The following is a 17800-nucleotide window of genomic DNA, read 5'->3' on the forward strand; positions in this document are numbered from 1 at the left end:
GCATGACGAGAGCGCCCGAACTGAGTGTCCTGGAGATTTGCGCAGGTGCCGGAGGGCAGTCGTCTGGCCTGGAGATGGCCGGGTTCGGTCACTCGCTCGCCGTTGAGATCGACCGTGACGCAGCGGCCACGCTCCGCCTGAACCGGCCCGAGTGGGATGTGCACGAGGGCGACGTCCGCGACATCAACGGCCGCGACTACAAAGGCGTCGATCTGCTGGCCGGGGGAGTGCCCTGCCCGCCGTTCTCCATCGCCGGCAAGCAGCTCGGTGCCGACGACGAGCGCGACCTGTTCCCGGAAGCCATCCGGCTCGTCCGCGAAGCACGCCCGACCGCCGTCATGCTGGAGAACGTCAAGGGCCTCGCCTCCGTCCGCTTCGCTCCGTACCGGCAGTCCATCCTGGACGCGCTCGACGACATGGGCTACGACGCAGACTGGCAGCTGTTCAACTCCAGCGAGTTCGGCGTCCCGCAGCTGCGGCCCCGGTTCATCCTCGTCGCGATGAAGCGCCGCAACTTCCGCAAGTTCACCTGGCCCCGCGCACTCGGCACCCCGCCCACCGTCGGCCGCGTCCTCGGCCCCCTCATGGGGTCCCGCGGCTGGGAAGGCGCCGCAGAGTGGGCCAAGCGCGCGAACAATATCGCGCCTACGCTGGTCGGCGGTTCCAAGAAGCACGGCGGCGCTGACCTCGGCCCGACCCGGGCGAAGCAGGCATGGCTGCAGCTCGGCGTCGACGGCAAGGGCATCGCTGACGAGGCACCCGCACCGGACGCACCGCTGGACTACGTGCCGCGGCTGACGAACGACATGGCCGCCCGCATTCAGGGCTTCGACTCGGAGTGGCACTTCTCCGGCCGCAAGACGTCGGTGTACCGCCAGATCGGAAATGCGTTCCCGCCGCCTGTTGCCAGGGCGATCGGAGAGTCAATCGCCGAGGCGATGGGCGCCTTCGTGTCTCGCACAACGCGAACCGGCACCAGCCTCCGCGCCGTCAGCTAATCAATCCTCTGGCTGCGGAGGGGCATCCTTGGCTGGGGAAGCGGATAGCGTGAGGCTGTGAGCGGACGGCGGGCGAAGGCTAAGCGGCAAGAGCAGCGAGAACGCCCCGCACATATCGTGAACGCCGAGTATGTGCTGCGCTCGGCTGACGCGGTGTTATCCGTGGACCTGAGCGAAGTGCCGGTGTCCCACGTCAATCAGTTCGCCATCGGCTGGATGCGTGCCGCCTTCGAGCAGAGCCGGATCATCGCGAATCTCACGAGCTCGGGAATGAGACATGCGGCCGCGCCGAACAGGCGGGCCTTCTGGGAACTGGTCCTCCGTCTTCTCTGGCTGGGTGACATGCCCCAGGCGCAGCGTGAGACTGCAGCGGACACCATGCTCGCGAACGATCGTGCGACGGAGACGGCAACCGACAGGCACATGCGAGAGATGGGCCTCGAATCGCTCATTGATATTGCCGCGATGGAGGAGTTCGCCCTGAACGCCTCCGATGACAAGCACCTGAAGAATCAGACGAAGATCCTGACTGAAGCAGCTAAGTCGACCGACCTGAATAGCGGAGTCGTCTACCGCCTGTGGCGCGAAGACTCAACGTGGGCTCACGCGACCGGATTCCTCGCCGGCTACTACGCCCCAGCAGGCGAGACGACCATCGGCGAAGGCAAGCCTCCGATCATCGACCATGATCTGGAAGCGCACCGGCTCGCGACGATGTTCATCGTGTTCGCGGTCGGATTCATCCTGAAGGACGAGGGCGTCCCTGACGAGCTGGCCACTGCTCCTGCTGTCGCGTTCCACCAAGTGCGATAGCCCAGTTCGTTCTGCCTATGCCTGTTTCTTAGCATGCTCGCGGCGCTTGATCTCCGCAGCGATGTTCCCGTCAGGCCAGTCTGTGAACGCGGTGAGCCGGTAGTAGCTGCGGATGCGCCCGTTCTCCTTGCGTTTGATGGTCTCGTAGTCCCAGCCGAGCTCCCTCAGCTCGCGCATCCGCTTCTGCCAGTCCTCCTGATACTGGTGCATCGATGCCACGACGCCAACGACCTGCGACGGTGCGTCGACACCGGCGGCATGGAAGGCCTTCAGCAGCTCGCCGATGCGGCGGTGCGGCTCCATGTATGCGGTGGCGGCGCGGATCTGCTCCTCGAACGGGTCCAGCGATGAATAGAACGCCTGCTTGTCATGGTTGCACTGCGTACACAGCGGCTGGAGGTTCTCGATGTCGTCCGTGCCGCCCCAGCTATGCGGGATCTTGTGATCGACCTCCAGCTTCACGTGATCCTCAGCCGGGGTCTTCCCGCACTGCGCGCACCGCTTCACGCTGAGCACCTCGCCGCGCACTGTCGGCGAGATACCGCCCCGTCCGCCCCGGACTGTGCCCGCGCGGCCTTCGAGGAGATAGACGTGCGCGCGCCCGGAACGCACCGCAGGCAGCCGGAACCACCCACGTAGCTCCCGGACGCGCCGGTCAGTTTGCGAATGTGACTCGCCGTTCTCCGTAGCGGCGTGCGCACGGATTTCCACCATCGTCGGCGGGTTCACGCGCCGCTCATATAGGAACGCGTAGAGCGACCGCAGATCCTCGCGGGTCAGCAGCTGCCGGAGTTCATCACTATCGGGCGCGGGGAGGTCTGCGTCGCTCACCGCGGCACCACCGGCGCAGGCACGCTTGCAGTTTCACTAGCCGTCGCCAGCCGCCACCAGCCGCCCGCGATCTCGATCCCGTCAGCCGGCGACGCCGGGATGACCCGCACGCTCACCAGCTCTCCCGGCTCAGGCGTCACAGCACCGAGCATCGTCGCGAGGTCCCGCTGCACGTGGTAATCCCCGCCGAGGATGAGGTATCCCTCCGGGCGCAGTGCACTGCGAGAACCGCCGTTGTCGCGGACGCGCTTCATATAGTCGTCCTGCTGCGCGACTGTGGCGATGATGTTGCGCGACAGGCGCAGGTTGGTTGCCTTCCGGAACAGCTCATTGAGCCGGGCCTGCCCGCTTCGCCCGCTCATGATCTCGTCAACAGCTTGCGGCGGCAACTGAAGCAGGGCGTTAGGCTGCATCGGTGCGTCCTTGTGCAGCCAGAGGATCTGTGACCGGCCGTACGCATTCAGACCGGTCTTGCGATCCCGGTTCTCGCTGGTGCGGCGGTTCTGCTCGCTCACCCTCACCAAGCCTGCACTCCACACGGACTTCGCGTCGTCGGCCCGCGTGACCAGGACAATCTGCTCGAAGCTCTCAATCGGGAGCATCCAGGCGCCGGTATGGGAGTACTTGCAGTCCACTTCGTGCCCGGCGATCGAGAAGTCGAGCACCTGACCGTCATCGAGCTGCAGCTCACGCTGGAGGTTGATCTCAGCGAGCGTTCCGAAGTGGGTCTTCTCGGTCTTGAACAGTTGATCGAGCCGGTATCGGCCCGTGTGCTGGCCGTCGTAGAGCTGGTCGAAGGTCGCGCGGAACACCTTCGCCATCCGCTGCCCGTCCGGATCGAGGGCGCGCAGCACCGCGGCGACCTCGGCCACCGCGTCGTCGTGCGGAGGCTCCTCCAGTTCGAACAGGCTCACGGGACAACTCTAGAACGTAGCCCCCTTGACTCCTGGTCCCCGAGTCAAGTCGTGGCCGTCAGCTCCCGCGGCCCGTCCAGAAGCGGACAGGTGGTCAGTCTCCGGGTCGAGGCGGCAAGGCCGTGGTCACGCGCACCTGGACGCCGAGGTAGCGCAGCGCATCGAACTGCTTCACGAGATTGACTTTGGTGAAGGTGAAGAGAGTCTCGGCGGTCACAGGCTGATCACTCCCGATGGCCAGGATCACCTCGTTCAGCCCGGCATCCTCGACCGTTCCGCCGCTCTCCTCAGCGACACGCTTCTTCCACGCCGCGCGCGCATTCTCATCCCTCGCGAGAGCATCAGTGGACACCAGCCCCTGGGCAAGCAAATGGCTCAAGTCGGATGACCGGCGTCCCCGTTTGACATGGATCAGCACACCGGGAGCGACGAACACATCGCATGGTTCGATCCCGCCCCGCGAATGCAGCGGAGTCGTAATGAGCTTCCGGTCCAAGCAGTACCCGGACAGCACCTCTGCGGCGTGCTTGTTATACTCGTCCTCGTGCGAATCGCCCCATGGCGGGAGCTGCAGCGATGGCGGTTCAGCCAGGATCCCGCGCACGCGCTCGTCGATCCGGGCTAGGTACTGATCGTCCATGCGGTACCAGCTGCCGTCGTGGAGGCAGAACCGCTGATTGTCGTCTTCGACTTCAAAGGCCAGCCACCGGCGCAGCGGAACCGGAGCAGAGACGAGCGTGCCCCTCTGAGGGTCAGCCTCGCTGTGCAGCTCGATCTTCACCGACTTGATCCGGTCCAGGACCTCCTCCCGAGGAACATCGGAGAGCCATTCCGTGATATCGCTCACGTCCGGAGCCTGATCGAAAACGCGCCGCTTGTGATCGCCTAGACCGGTGACCTTGACACTCATCACCGGTCCGAACGCGTCGAGGCGCTCGTGCGGCCAGGAGACCCCCAGCCGCTGGGGCTCGTCGCTCAGGAGCGCGTCGACGAGCTTCTCGTCCAGGGCAGGAACCCTGCTGTCGCGCGGTTTGAGCGCGATGAGCTGTTCGAGGCTCTCCAAGCCGGCGAGCACCGGACGCTGGGACAGCGTGTCGAGGACCGCGAGGTCCTCGATGAGGCGCCCCGGCTCCTTCGCGAGCGGAAGGTTCAGTGAATCGGCGGCACGAAGCTGGATGACCTTTTCACCAACCGCGAGATCCTTGATTACCGCTTTCGATTCGATCCTGCTGACAACTTCGCCGTAGCCATCGACACCGAGATCCCGGATGGTACTTCCGTTAGGCATCGAGCTGCGATCCACGCGCGCACGATGGTCGAGGATCGTCTTGGTCAGCGATTTGATCTCAGAAGGGAGCGCGGAGCGGGCCACGATGCCAGAGCCGAATCCGAAGTCGATCTGCTCAGAGTCCAGGAAGTGAAAGCCCGTGCCCCAGGTCAGCGCCCAGATCACGTCATCCTTGTCCTGGATCAGCAGGGCAGCTCCGGGTGAACTGTTCGACAACGACACCGCGTGCCCGGTAAGGAGCTTGACGTCATTGGCCCACTTCGTGCCGGTGGTGATCGCCCCGGACACCAGGCGGGCGGGACGCTGCTGCATGGTCAGATCCGCAACAGTGAAGTGATCGTCCGACTCGCGACGCGACTCAGTTAGCGCCGTCTCAAGAGTGCTCCCTTCAAGCATCCTGTAGAGCGTCGTGCGCTTCGTCGCGGCAACCTGCACCATGGCTCTTGTTACCACAGGCGACGGTCATTCCAGTGGAACCACGCCGCCTGGTGCTGCCTCACGCTCGGACCCGACCGCTGCTGCGACCAGTTCAAACGCCGCCTTGACGTGCACGTGCTCCCAGATGCGTAGCACCGTCCACCCCGCCTCTCGAAGGAGTCCAGTGTTGCGGGCATCCCGCTCCACGTTCCGCGCGAGCTTCGGTGACCAGTACCCCTGATTCACCGACGGCTTCGAGCCGTGCTCCGGACAGCAGTGCCAGAAGCAGCCATCGATGAACACCGCGACGCGTCGGCGAGTAAAGACGATGTCCGGACGGACCCGGCCCTCGGGCAGGTCGATGCGGTAGTCGCATCGATACCGGAACCCTGCCCGGTGCAGCGCGGAACGCAACGCCATCTCAGGCTTGGTGTCCCGGCGCCGGTTTGCCTGCATGTTCCGGCGACGCCCCTCGCTGGAGGCAGCAGGAGACCGTAGCGTCCCCCCTCCCGTTGCGCTGCCGACCATGCCATCAGGTTACGTGCAGGAGAGTGCAGGCTCCGAACCGACGTAAGTGATCGCGACCAACGGTAATCAGACGGTGGCTTCCGGGCTGGGGCTACGAGGGCGCGTTGACCGCTGGCGCGTCCACTTGAAAGCTCACGGTTGACCCCAAGGGTGTAAGGAGTTCTGCGGTGAACCACTCATAGATCGCTTTACATAAGATGCGGTATCGTTCCGGGTCGAGTTTCTGACCGCCCGCTACCTCACCGTGAGCGATGGGGTTTCTCACGGAGGCCAGGTCGTTGAGACTGTCGCGGAGCGGAGTAGTCAAGAAAGTTTCAAATCGCGATTCGTGATCCTCTCCAAAACGAGCTATAAGCTTGCTTAGCGAGCCCGCATTCAAGTTCGGCGCATGCGTGAAGAAAGACTTCGCAAATACGAGAGTGGGGCCGCCTGCAGTTTGCTCCAAGTACTTGATGACGCAATCGAAGGCCAACTTCTCCAGGAACCCAGCACAGCGAAGACACAGATACCTGCGCAAGTCATCTTGAAGGCGTGTCTGTTCTATCGGGATGAACGAGATGGCGGCGTGGAAGCGATCGAACTCTGATTCGAGCCTGGACCATAGCGCGTAGGCTTCCTTGTGTGCGATGGCGCTCGCGGTAGCCGTCATTCTCTTAGCTCACCAGGGCGCGATACGCTGCGTACAAGCGACCGAAGACACTGTCGCGGTGAGATGTGCTCCTCGATACCCAATCGATGTAGTCAGAATCCACACGAAGGCTTGCAATTGCATCTCGAACGCGATTCGGATCAATTTCTACATCATTTGTCAGAGCGTAGATCAAGGTTCCCAGAATGGCATCAATGTGAGCGGCGTTCAGCCTCCCTGAGAACTTCAAGCCGTCTCTGCCGTTGGCCTCAACGAGCAGCTTGCACGCTTTGCTGAAGCCCGCGGATAGCTTCTGCCGATCGCTCTCGGAGACCTTGCTCTTGCGGTCGAGATAGTTGTTCAAGAATTGAGCCATTGGCGGCTTGTATGCGACCAAGCGCTGCTCAGGATCGTCCCAACGATCCACGATGTGGTTTAGAACATCTGACATCGCAAGAGCACGCAGGATTAGCTCATGATCCTTGAGTTTCTTGTGTATTGCGCCGAACAGGAAGCGCCACGACGGGTCGTGGTTAAGGTCGCGAATCAGTTCGACCAGCGGCCCTCGGTACAGAGCAACTCTAATTTCCTGCGCGGTAAGCGAGACGCCGCCGCTGTTGAGGCGACCGAACAGGCGGTAGACGGCATCGCGGCCGTCCTCGCCAGCGGGCTCGATTACAACAGCTTGGATGAAGGTGTTGTTGAGGCGCCGCTTGCTTTCGGGAGAAAGGGTCGCGTAGCTGGCGCCTTGGAGGTGCTCGGCGACATCGCGGAGCACAAAGGGCCGACCGTCATCTTGATTGCCGGCATAGAAGTTCTGAAGAGTTGTGAGACGTTGCTGGCCGTCCAGGACTAAGTATCGACCGTCGGGCTCAACCACCAGAAAGATGCTCGGGACCGGCCATCCGAGAAGCAGAGATTCTATGAACTTCTCCATCCGGGGCGTAGTCCACACGCGTTGACGCTGGAAGCCCTCGACAGTCAAGCCACTTGACTCATCTGGATCGAAACGAGGTATGACGATGTCGCCCTCATCGAGTCGTCGCACGAGTCCGGCGACATCGAAGTCGGCTCCGAAGTAGGGGAGACTGGACGGCGTTGTCTCAAACAGGCCGAGGTCGTCCGCTTCGCTCTCGTCCTCGACAAGCTCGTCCGGGTCTTCCTCGGTCTCGACGAACTCGACTTGGCTCATGTAGGTGCTCCATCTCACGCGCGCGACGGTTCGGGCGCCCAGCGGGGACCCTGATGCAAGAGTACTGGCCGACCTGCACGCGGCTCCATGTCAAGAGACGCAGCTTGGCGTTGCGAGCAATGACTGGCTGCCGGAGGCATGGTAAGGAGTCGTTCGGAGGTGCCGGCGCCGGGCGTGCCCGATGACGTGGTTTGTCAGGGGACCAGAAGGGGACCACAATCACGCAAACCATGCATCTCATGACGCGCCCTGCATGATCTGACGCCCGGAATCACGCGAAAACCTGTCCGGCATGACCTGTTCGGGCGCTTGGGGGTCAGGGGGTCGCAGGTTCAAATCCTGTCAGCCCGACGTAAAAGCCCAGGTGAGAGTAGGTTTCTCGCCTGGGCTTCTTCATGTCCGGGGGTCGTTTTCCGTGGTCCCCCCTCTGGTCCCCCCGGCGCTCTCGCTGGTGGTCGACTGTGGACGAACGGACCGCCCTGGACCTGCTTCCTGTGGATAAGGGGACCAGAAGGGGACCAAAAGGGGACCAGAACGCCTCCGGGAGCACTCCCGCGGGGGTGGGAGCGCATCACAGGCCCCTGGTCGCGGGGCTGCTGCGCCGGGTGTGCTTGCGTTGTCCGGCGGCGGAGAGGAAGGCGTTGGCCTGCTCAGCGGCGGAGGCGAGGTGGCGGTCGTCGGGGTGCAGGTAGCCGCGGGTGGTCTCCATCGACGCGTGCTTGAGGATGTATTGGAGGACGTGCAGCGGGATGCCAGCGTCGGCCATCCAGGTCGCCCCGGTGTGACGTAGCCCGTGCCGGGTGAGGTCGGGCAGGCCGAGCTTCGCGACGATGCCGTCCCAGTTGGTGGCGTCGCGGACGGTCGCGGTGGTGAGGTAGCCGCCCTTCGGGCCGACCAGTAGCGAGTCCTCGGGCTCCTTGCCGTCGGTGAGGCGTTCCAGCACGGGCCGGAGAGGTTCGAGGATCGGCACGCGGCGTTCTTTGCGGCTCTTGGTCGGCTTGGTGACCAGTCCGCCCTTGCCGGGGAACACCTGCCGGCGGATCACCACGAGGTTCTTGTCGAAGTCGACGTCCCCGACCTGCAACCCGGAGACCTCCGAGGATCGGGCCGCGAGCAGCGCGGCGAGCATCACGAAGTCGCTGTAGGACTGATGGACCTTCCCACACGCCCTGGTGAGCCGGTTGAGGGTCTTCATGTCGGGGATCGCGTGCGCCCGCGGGGAGGCGTGTTCGGCGGACTGGCCGCGGAAGGCGTTGCGGTTCAGGCTCCGCTTGGCACGGTTCTTCGCGGGGTTGATCTGGATCAGTCCGTCCCGCACGGCTTCATCGAGCACCCGGACGAGCGGGGCGATGGTGTTCTTGATGGTCGAGGCACCGTGGCGCTGTTCCCACTCATCAATGGTGCGGATCGATGATCCCCGCGGTGATCTGGGTGACCGGCAGATGCCCGAGCGCGGGCAGCACCCGCAGCTTCAGCCCGTACCCGTAGGTCTCACCGGTGGAGGTCGGGTCCAGGCCACGCGCCCACCGGTCGCCGATGGAGGTGACGAACTCCAGCAGCGTCATGGACACTTCCATGCCCTTGGTCGAGGAGCCGCGGACCCAGAGCGGACGATGACAACCTTGATGCAGTCATACGCCACCGGACCGATCGGACGATGCTCGGTCCGGGTCAAGGCCGTGATGGGTGAGCGCAGGCCTTGTTCGTCTGCCTCGAATCCCAACATGTTCTTGACCCGGACAGTCGCGTCTCAGCGTTCGTCCAGTGAGCGTTCCATCTCGCTTTCGCGCATCCGCCCCGCCAGCAGAGCGATCAGCGCAAGGGCGGGTGGCGCGATGCCGGCAATGACGAAGATCACGGGGATGGGCACGAGCAGTGAGAGCGGGCCTGCGATGGCGATCGAGACCGGCATGAAGGCGATCGAGACGAAGAAGTCGAGGCTCGCGACTCGGCCGATCATGTCGAGCGGCACCAGACGTTGCAGCAGGGTTCCCCAGATGACGACACCGGCTCCGGTCGCCGCGCCGACGATGAACAGTGCTGAGAGCATCAGAATCAGGTTGTCGGCGACGCCGATGACCGCAAGGGGGAGGGTTCCGCCGCCCCAGCAAGCGATCATGAATGTGAGGTAGCGGCGCGGGAGTTTCAGCGATGACACAACGAGTGAGCCGATCGCCCCGCCGATGCCGAATGCGGCAAGGAGGAAACCGAACGTCGATTCGGCGTCCTCGAACCTGTCGCGGGTGATGAACGGCAGCAGCACTTCGATCGGTCCCTGGATGATGAGGGCGAGAGAGGAGCCGAAGATCAGAGTCCAGAGCAACCAGCGAGTGCGAGCCACATAGTTGACGCCTGCTCGAAGGTCGCCCCACACACTCGTGCGCTGCTCCGGAGAAGTGACCGTGGTCAGTTCGTCGCGTCGACTGAGGAACAGAGTGAGAATGAACGCGATCGCGTACGACGCTGCGACGATCATGGCCCCGATGGCGGGAAAGAACGTGCCGACGACGATTCCGCCGAGGGCGGGACCGAGGCCTTGCCCCATCGAGGGTCGGAGAGCGCCTTCGAGCCCGTTCGCGGCGAGGAGCTGCTCAGACGGAAGCACCTGGGGCAGATACGCGCTGTAGGCGGGGTAGAAGAACGCGCTTCCTGCGCCCATCGCGAAGGAAGCGGCGCCGACATGCCACAGTTCGATCGTCTCGGTGAGGGACAGGACTGCCACCACGGTCATCACAGCCGCGGTGCATCCCTGCACGGTGATGATGATGCGTCGTTTGGAGAACCGATCGGCGACAACGCCACCCAGGATCGAGAAGGCGAACAGGCCCAAGCTCATCCCTGTTGCGACCGCTGAGAGCGCGAGCGGGCTGTCATCGAGCGCGAGGACTTGGAAGACCATCACGATGGTCCACATCCCGGTGCCGAAGACCTCGATGCCGACTGCGGCGAACAGGAGCCGATAATCCCGCGAACCCAGTGGCCGCAGGGCACGTATCCGGTTGAGGTTCTTCTCGCTCATACCAGCGCCTCGCCTTCGACCATCGAAGTCAGTTCGAGGCTCGGCCATTCGTCAACGTCACGGAGCAGCTGCCGGTCGTGCGTTGACAGGACGACCGCCGCTGCGGTCGCTCCGAGCGCGTCGGTGAGTTCGTCAACGAGCGCGATTGAAAGGTGGTTGGTGGGTTCGTCCAGGAGCAGCACATGCGGGCGCATCGCGAGCACGAGTGCCAGATCGAGCCGGCGCTGTTGCCCCATCGAGAGCTCGCCCACTCGTTTGCCCGCCTCGCGCGGGCGCAGGAGACCAAGCTGGGAGAGGCCGATCGCATCCGATTCCTGCAAGGTACCTTCGGACACGAGCGCGCCGACGTGCGTGGCGTACACCTCGCTCGCTCTCCGATCGGGCGGCAGGGTCGTCTCCTGATGGAGAAAGCCGAGGCGCGTGCTCCGAGGCATCCGAACCGCTCCGGTGTCCGGCGATAGCTCACTACCGACCACGCTCAGCAGTGTGGACTTGCCAGCACCGTTCGGGCCGGTCACAACGAGACGGCCGCGGTGGGAGAGTGAGAACGACACTGGCTGGCTCAGCCGCCCGGCGACGCTGACGTGATCGACGCTGAGGAGAACCGCGCCGGTTCTTGTGGGGAGTTCGGGGAACCGGAAGAGCTGAGGCGGTTCCGGCACGGTGACGGCGTGGGCTTCGAGTGCTTCCTGGCGTCGGTGCACGTTCTGCACAAGCCCGCCGGCCCGGGTGGCGCGCCCATGCTTGTTGGTGCCCTTCTCTGGTCTCCACCCCGAGACGAGTCGGTTCTGCGCGGCGCTGAGACTGTCCTGTAGCCGAGCATGCTCGGCCTGCTGGTGGTCATAGTCCTGTTCCCAGCGTTCCCGCTCGGCCAGACGTCCCTCCCGGTAGCCGGCATAGCCGTTCCCGTACACGCGCGGCCGATCGTCCGGCGTCGGGTCCAGGTCGACGATGGTCTCCGCGATGTCGGACAGCAGCGCGCGATCGTGGCTGACGACGACAACACCCCCGCTCCGCGCTCGGAGCTGCGCGGTCAGGAACTCGAGCCCGCTTCGGTCGAGGTGGTTGGTGGGCTCATCAAGCAGGAGGAAGTCGTGATCGGCGCCCAGGAGGCACGCCAGCCGTACCCGATAACGCTGTCCCACCGAGAGGTCTGCGAGAAGCCTGGTCGAGTCCGTCTCCGCGTCGAGTGCTTCGAGCGCGATCTGCACGCGCCGTTCGGCATCCCACGCATCGAGCGCTTCGGCATGTTCCAACGCGGCCGTGTACTGCTCCTCCGCCCGGTCCGTGTTGTCCGCGAGAGCGAGAGCGGCCGCGTCGAGCGCCGCCAACGCGGCCAGTGGTTCGGCGATCGCCTCTGCGACCGCTTGCCCAACAGTTCGACTGTCAGCGGCGGTCATCTCTTGCTCGGCCACAGCGATCGTGCCAATGCGCTGGACTGTTCCGCTGTCCGGGACCAGGACGCCAGCGAGTACCTGCAGGAGGGTCGATTTCCCTCGCCCGTTCTCTCCCACGATCGCGACACGCGATGAGGAAGTGAGGGTGAGGTCGACATGATGGAGGACGGGTGTGGCTCCGCGCATCAAAGACACGTCGGAAGTGATGAGTTGCGCGCGATGGCGCGCCGGATGACGGTTCGTCGGGGTAAGCATTGAAGTCCTTCGAGACGACGCACCACCAGCCACGGACAGGCAGATAGGTACGCAAATGACGGCGACCCAGAAGGGTCAGAACGAGCGGTCGCCGCAGTCTCGGATTTCTCAACGAGCGCGGTAGGCCTGCTCAACCGTCACAGGAAGTACAAATGCATGGACTCGATTCTACCGCATGACACCGCCGGCTGGCGACTCTGCCTCGCTGCCGACCTCCTCCGCGACACCGGCGCGACGGTCGCCCATCAAGTCGACTCCTCCAACGCGTTCGTCCTCAGTACCGCCTTCGCCCGACAGTTCGGTCACCGGGCTCCGAACACCGACGCCTCCACAAGCGGTATCGATTTTGAGAACGTCAGCGAGAGCGACCTGCGAAGCATCAACCTGCTCGGTGCGATGCTCTATCACGGGGTCAACACCGAGGCAGGCGTGGTGATGCGGATGAGTTCAGTTCCGAGAACGGCAGCTAACTCGCTCGGGGCGGAGTTCGCACAGGGCCACGAACCAGGATCCCTTCGTCCGTCAGAGGCGCGTGAGTTCCTTTCGCAACTGTCTGACGCTGATTGGGGTCGGCACGTTCCGCGCGGGTCAGACCTCGCCGGTTCTGACCTGAGGGACCTGTGGCAAGTGCACTCAGGCAGCACCGCTGATCCCGGCGCTCGGTCTGCGGTTCGCACCGCGGAGCAACCTCGTTCAGGATCTTCGTGATTGATGAGGGGGACCAGAAGGGGACCAGAACCGTGCAAACCATGCATCTCGTGACGTGCTCCGCATGATCTGACGCCCGGAATCACGCGGAATCCGGTCCGGCCGAAGCCGTCTGGACGCCTGGGGGTCAAGGGGTCGCAGGTTCAAATCCTGTCATCCCGACAAAAAGCCCTGGTGAGAGGCAACTTTCACCAGGGCTTCGTCGTTTCTGGGCGTGGTCACTGCCTGGTCCACTCGGCCGATACGGCTGATCTGCCCGCCGGTGAAGTGGACCACTCGTGTTTGAGGCCGACGTTGCCGGAGTGGACCAAAAGGTGCCCGCGAGGTGCACCAATCTGCGGGCAGGCGGCTGCTCCGGCCCCCTGTTTGGAGGGTCGGAGCGTGGATTCTGGGTGCTCATAGACGGGGTCCGTCGCGGCGGCTGGCGTCCTTCCTAGCGGGGGCTGCGGAGAGGAACTGGTTGGCCTGCCTGGCGGCTTCGGCGAGGTGCCGGTGGTCGGGGTGGAGGTAGCCCTTGGTGGTCTCGATCGACTGGTGCCCGAGGATCTCCTGGAGCACGTGCAGGGCGATGCCGGCGTCGGCCATCCAGGTCGCCCCGGTGTGCCGCAGCCCGTGGCGGGTGAGATTGCCAAACCCGAGGCGCTTCACGAGGTCGTCCCAATGGGTTGCGTCACGCACGGTCGCGGTGGTCAGAACACCGCCGCGGGGTCCGCGCAGGAGCGGGTCGTCGGGCTGTTTGTCGGCGGTGAGGCGTTCGAGGACGGATTCGAGGGCGTCGAGCATAGGCACTGGGCGGTCTCGGCGGCCTTTGGTCTGCTTGATGACGAGGCCGCCTCGGCCGGGGTAGTGCTGTCGTCTGATCCACACGATCTGGTTGTCCCAGTCCACGTCTCCCGCCCGGAGGCCGGCGACTTCGGAGCCGCGGGCGGCGAGGAGCGCGGCGAGCATGACGTGATCGGAATATGACTGGTGCACCTGCCCGCACGCGTCGGCGAGTTTGCGCAGCGTGGCGAGGTCCGGGAGTGCGTATTGGCGCAGTGCCCCGGTGGTGTGGGTGACGTGCTTGCCGAGGTTGCGGCGGGCGCGGTGCTTGGCGGGGTTGATCGAGATGATGTCGTCGCGGACGGCTTCGTCCAGGACGCGGACGAGGGGTGCGATGGAGTTCTTGATCGTGGACGCGGAGTGCTCGGCCTCCCAGCCGTCGATGGCGCGGTCGATCATTCCCGCGGTGATCTTCGCGACCCGCACGTGTCCAAGCGCGGGCAGCACCCGCAGCCGGAGCCCGGTGTCGTAGAGCTCGGCGGTGGAAGTGGGGTCCAGACCGCGCTGCCATCGGTCGCCGATTGATGCAGCGTAGGCGGTGAGGGTGACGGTGGAGTCGGTGCCGGTCTCGGTGGCCTTGCGCATCTGGTCGAAGAACTCCTCGACCTCCTCCATTGTGCGGACGTGGCTGACCCGGCCGACGCGCTTCTTCGTGGATGGGTCGGTCCACCGCACTCGGGCGCGGAATCCCTCGGTGCGACGTTCGACATCGGTGGTGAGACCTACGCCGACCGGCGGCATCCGGCGGTTGCGGGGGTCAGCCATGAGCGGTCTCCTGGTCGCGCACCCAGGCACGGACGGTGACGGGGTTGTACCTGTAGACGCCGCCGACCTGCACGAACGGCGGACCGACCTTCTCCCGCCGCCACCGAGACAGTGTGGCTTGGGAGACGGTCAGAAACTCGGATGCCTCCTTGGGGCACCACAGTGGCTCGACCGTGCCGATGCCGCGATCACTGGGCGGGCTCGTCATCGTCATGCGCCTCGCCGGTCGTAGGGTCGGCGCCGAGGCTGGCGTAGAAGGCGTCCTCAGCGGCCCGCCGGCGGGCGACATCGGCCTTCACGAACGCGCGGAAGTCCGCAGCCCGGTCTGGGATCACGGTGTCTTCGATCGTCTCGGTGGGAGTCTCGCCCGGCCACGCGGTCTGCCGGGTGGGGCGGTCGCGGTCCAGGCGGGTGCCGCTGGCGGCCACCCAGTCGCGCAGCCGCTGGCGGGCGTCGGCGAAGTCCCGGTGCCATCCGTTGGCTGCCGATCCGTTCTCCTCGGGGTCGTAGGCGCACAGCCAGTGCAGATGCAGGGCGCTGAGCTCCCACAGCAGCTCGGGATGGCGGTGCCAGAACGGCGGGATCACGCTCGCGGGGAGCCCGTAGGTGTGGCGCAGCCAGGTCACCCATTTGTCGAGCTCGACCCACTCGCCGGCGGCTTCCTCGGCGGTGAGGAGGTTCCAATTCACTGGATGCGGCGGCTCCGCGAGCAGTTCTTCCTCCGCATCCGTGACCTCCTCATCGGCGTCATCGTGCAGCGGGGCGGGCTCGGGCTCGTCCGCCTCCGGGACGTTATCGACTTCGGCCATCAAGGTCTCCTTGGTCACAGTCCGAGTGCCGGCGCTGTGAACGGGGATGGTCGGTGCGGCTCCTCATAGCTCGCGGTTGCCTGAGACGCGGCCGGAGCCGGAGCCTCCTGCTCCGCGGCGGCACGGCTGGCGCGGGGATTCCGGTCGACGTCGTAGCTGGTGCGGGCGGTGTCGTGGCCGATCTTCTTGGCGACGAACTCCTCACCCTGAACGGTCTGCCCGTCGCGCTCGTACTCGAACGGGTGCGTGTAGCCCTCGGCGACGAAGCTGTCGCCCTTCGCGAACCGGTCGTGCGCACGCTCGGCGGTGGCCCGGTAGGCCACGAGGTCGTGGAACGTGGTCTCCAGCTCGGTGAACGACCCATCCGGCTCCCGCCGGTAGTGCTCCTGCCCGACCCGGGCGTAGAACCTCGCCTCACCCTTGTTCGTGCGGCTGAGCTGTGGGTCTGAGGCGATGAACCCTGAGAACGATTCCTGCGTGCGGATCGCCATGACGACTGCCCTCCTTGACTCGACGACCCCACGGCGGGGTCTCCTTGCCAGGCAGGTGCGCTCACCCGTCCCTACGGTCGCTGTTGCAGCAGCGTCTCGACCTCTGTCCGATCCGCGCGCAGCCTGGCCGCGTCGGGCCTCTGGGCCCAGGTGCGGAGCCTGGTGACGATGGGTGGGGCGGAGCGGAGCAGGACGAGGGCGGTGCCGAACGGGAGGGTGCGGATTGCGTCGGGTGGCATGATCGGCAGCCGCCGGATGGAGCGTTGCGCGGTACGGGACCCGTGGTCGCCGACGGTTGTGGAGTCGGTCACCTCGTCCCGCTCGCCGATGAGGGTGGTGAGGTCGTGGAGGTCTTTCGAGTTCGATGCCCCACCGAGGATGATCTTCACAATGCTGGCGTCCCAGATGGCGCCGGCGGCGTTCTCGGACCACTTCTCCCTGGCCTGCGCCAGGCTTTGGAGGACGGGCATGGTGGTGATCCCGGTGCCGCCGCCCTCGGCCATCAATGTCGGCAGCGACGGCAGTGGGGCGAGGTTGCCGACCTCATCCAGCGCGAGCAGCACCGGCGGGTCCAGGCGCGCGCCGGGGCTGGTCGCGGCGATCCGTCGTGCGGCCTCTACGACATCCTCCACGAATGCCGCGACAAGCGCGGCGGAGTTGTTCGCCCCCGCGCCGGTCGCGAGGAGGTAGAGAGTGCCTTTCGCGCGGAGGAACGCTTCGGGGTCGAAGTCCTCGCCTTCCCGCGGCGATACGGCGTCGAGGACGCGGGGGTCTGCGAGGGCGGCGAGGGCGAGGGAGACTCCTTGCCAGATGGAGTCGCGGGTTCTCGGGTCGGAGTCGATCATCGCCTGCAAGCCCTCCGCCCACCCGACCGCGGCATTCGGGTTCGCGGTCAGGATCGCCACCGCGTCCGCCGCCGCGGACGGGTCCAGCGTCCACCGGAACAGCTCACCCGGCGGACGCCGATCCAGCGCGGCGGCATGGAGCAGGGCTTGGAGCGCGGTGCGGGTCTTGCCTTCCCAGAATCCGCCACCTTCGACACCACCAGCAGATAGGCCGGTGCCTGCGGCGAGTCCGGTGGCGCGGATCATCGCCGTCAGCGGGTCCTCGCATCCGCGGATGGGCGACCAGCGCAGCCCGGCGGGGACGCCTGCGGCGAGGTGCTGAGGGTCGAACACCGCCACCGGCCCGCCCGTGCGTTGGCGGGCGCGGAGGGTCGCGGTGAGGTTGTCCGGGCGGGTGCTGGTGGTCACCACCGCGCCCGGCGCATCCAGCAGCATATTGATGACCACCCCTGCCCCTTTCCCGGAACGCGGCGGCCCGAGAAGTAGGATCGAGTCCTCCACCGACGCCCATACCCCGTGCCCGCGGGACGCGCCGATCCGGTAGCCGACGTCTGCGGGTTGCGGCGTGTCCAGGGAGGGGCGCAGGTGCCCGGCACGGCGCAGTAACGCCTTCTCGGAGCCGGCGCGTGCGACCTCGGTGCGGGTGGCGATCCCGGCGATCCGGTACGGGTCGGTCTTCACCTGCCGGCCGTGATCGCGCAGCAGCCGCCACACCCACCACCCGGCCGCACCGGCGGCGAGGATGAGGACGGTCGCGGTGATCCAATACGCGACGACGCTCAGCCCTGGGGCGTCGAGTGCGGTGGCCGGGTCGCCGGGGTTCAGCAGCACGCCCAGGCCGGCATCGACACCGCCGGCGGGCTGGGCGGTGCCGGTGATCCATGCGGCGTCGAGTCCTCCGTAGCCGGAGAACAGCGATCCGACCCGCAGGCGACCGTCGTTCGTGTTCTCGACTTCTGACATGCAGACTCCGCCGGATCGGGTGATCCCGACGGTCTTCTGCACATGAGTTGGACGTCGGGCTGGTCACCTGCCAGGTGCTCACCACGCTTCCCGGGCCGCGTCGAACCTGCCCCGCCG

General features: G+C 65.6%; 17 protein-coding genes. 2 read left to right on the plus strand and 15 right to left on the minus strand.

Going from position 1 to position 17800, the window contains the following annotated elements; genetic code table 11:
* Positions 1-2 precede the first annotated feature (2 nt).
* Together AC3E6M_RS10095 and AC3E6M_RS10100 are read left to right on the plus strand one after the other, a co-directional pair.
* Entirely contained in the window at positions 3-998 is a 996-nt protein-coding gene (locus tag AC3E6M_RS10095; RefSeq protein WP_268777308.1) for a DNA cytosine methyltransferase, read from the plus strand.
* A 57-nt stretch (positions 999-1055) separates the two neighbouring features.
* Positions 1056-1811: a hypothetical protein gene (locus AC3E6M_RS10100; protein WP_490529777.1), complete on the plus strand. Its 756-nt coding sequence runs from the start codon at positions 1056-1058 to the stop codon at positions 1809-1811.
* A gap of 15 nt (positions 1812-1826) precedes the next feature.
* Here the strand turns inward: AC3E6M_RS10100 and AC3E6M_RS10105 are convergent, their stop codons facing one another.
* From AC3E6M_RS10105 to AC3E6M_RS10175, 15 genes are all read right to left on the minus strand, one after another.
* Positions 1827-2642 (minus strand): HNH endonuclease, encoded by an 816-nt coding sequence (locus AC3E6M_RS10105; protein WP_268777310.1) that lies wholly within the window; start codon positions 2640-2642, stop codon positions 1827-1829.
* The gene (locus tag AC3E6M_RS10110; RefSeq protein ID WP_268777311.1) at positions 2639-3556 is read right to left on the minus strand and encodes a NaeI family type II restriction endonuclease; all 918 of its coding nucleotides are present in this window, start codon (positions 3554-3556) and stop codon (positions 2639-2641) included. The genes AC3E6M_RS10105 and AC3E6M_RS10110 overlap by 4 nt, the downstream gene beginning before the upstream one ends.
* Positions 3557-3650: 94 nt before the next feature.
* Positions 3651-5282 carry a DUF6119 family protein gene (locus AC3E6M_RS10115; protein ID WP_282072131.1) on the minus strand — a complete coding sequence of 544 codons (1632 nt, stop codon included), beginning with the start codon at positions 5280-5282 and terminating at the stop codon, positions 3651-3653.
* Between the two features lie 24 nt (positions 5283-5306).
* Positions 5307-5789 carry a very short patch repair endonuclease gene (locus AC3E6M_RS10120; protein ID WP_268777314.1) on the minus strand — a complete coding sequence of 161 codons (483 nt, stop codon included), beginning with the start codon at positions 5787-5789 and terminating at the stop codon, positions 5307-5309.
* 91 nt (positions 5790-5880) lie between these two features.
* Positions 5881-6438, minus strand: a complete 558-nt coding sequence (locus tag AC3E6M_RS10125) for a HEPN domain-containing protein (RefSeq protein WP_327036727.1) — start codon at positions 6436-6438, stop codon at positions 5881-5883.
* A gap of 4 nt (positions 6439-6442) precedes the next feature.
* Positions 6443-7609, minus strand: coding sequence for a DUF262 domain-containing protein (locus tag AC3E6M_RS10130; RefSeq protein ID WP_268777315.1), 1167 nt, complete (start codon positions 7607-7609; stop codon positions 6443-6445).
* Positions 7610-8180: 571 nt separating this feature from the next.
* Positions 8181-8942 (minus strand): tyrosine-type recombinase/integrase, encoded by a 762-nt coding sequence (locus AC3E6M_RS10135; protein ID WP_490529779.1) that lies wholly within the window; start codon positions 8940-8942, stop codon positions 8181-8183.
* A 61-nt stretch (positions 8943-9003) separates the two neighbouring features.
* Positions 9004-9174 (minus strand): hypothetical protein, encoded by a 171-nt coding sequence (locus tag AC3E6M_RS10140; protein ID WP_229730356.1) that lies wholly within the window; start codon positions 9172-9174, stop codon positions 9004-9006.
* 185 nt (positions 9175-9359) lie between these two features.
* Positions 9360-10628: an MFS transporter gene (locus tag AC3E6M_RS10145; protein ID WP_280802507.1), complete on the minus strand. Its 1269-nt coding sequence runs from the start codon at positions 10626-10628 to the stop codon at positions 9360-9362.
* Entirely contained in the window at positions 10625-12280 is a 1656-nt protein-coding gene (locus tag AC3E6M_RS10150; protein WP_280802508.1) for an ABC-F family ATP-binding cassette domain-containing protein, read from the minus strand. The genes AC3E6M_RS10145 and AC3E6M_RS10150 overlap by 4 nt, the downstream gene beginning before the upstream one ends.
* A gap of 1104 nt (positions 12281-13384) precedes the next feature.
* Positions 13385-14575 carry a tyrosine-type recombinase/integrase gene (locus AC3E6M_RS10155; RefSeq protein ID WP_490529780.1) on the minus strand — a complete coding sequence of 397 codons (1191 nt, stop codon included), beginning with the start codon at positions 14573-14575 and terminating at the stop codon, positions 13385-13387.
* Positions 14568-14789, minus strand: coding sequence for a helix-turn-helix domain-containing protein (locus AC3E6M_RS10160; RefSeq protein WP_490529781.1), 222 nt, complete (start codon positions 14787-14789; stop codon positions 14568-14570). Before AC3E6M_RS10160 ends, AC3E6M_RS10155 begins: the two co-directional genes overlap by 8 nt.
* Positions 14764-15384 (minus strand): hypothetical protein, encoded by a 621-nt coding sequence (locus AC3E6M_RS10165; protein ID WP_490529782.1) that lies wholly within the window; start codon positions 15382-15384, stop codon positions 14764-14766. The genes AC3E6M_RS10160 and AC3E6M_RS10165 overlap by 26 nt, the downstream gene beginning before the upstream one ends.
* Positions 15385-15398: 14 nt before the next feature.
* Positions 15399-15875, minus strand: a complete 477-nt coding sequence (locus AC3E6M_RS10170) for a single-stranded DNA-binding protein (RefSeq protein ID WP_490529783.1) — start codon at positions 15873-15875, stop codon at positions 15399-15401.
* 71 nt (positions 15876-15946) lie between these two features.
* Positions 15947-17683: a type IV secretory system conjugative DNA transfer family protein gene (locus AC3E6M_RS10175; RefSeq protein ID WP_490529784.1), complete on the minus strand. Its 1737-nt coding sequence runs from the start codon at positions 17681-17683 to the stop codon at positions 15947-15949.
* Positions 17684-17800: the final 117 nt, after the last annotated feature.

The organism is Microbacterium sp. SCPM-O-B-15248 (M128) (genome assembly GCF_058214835.1).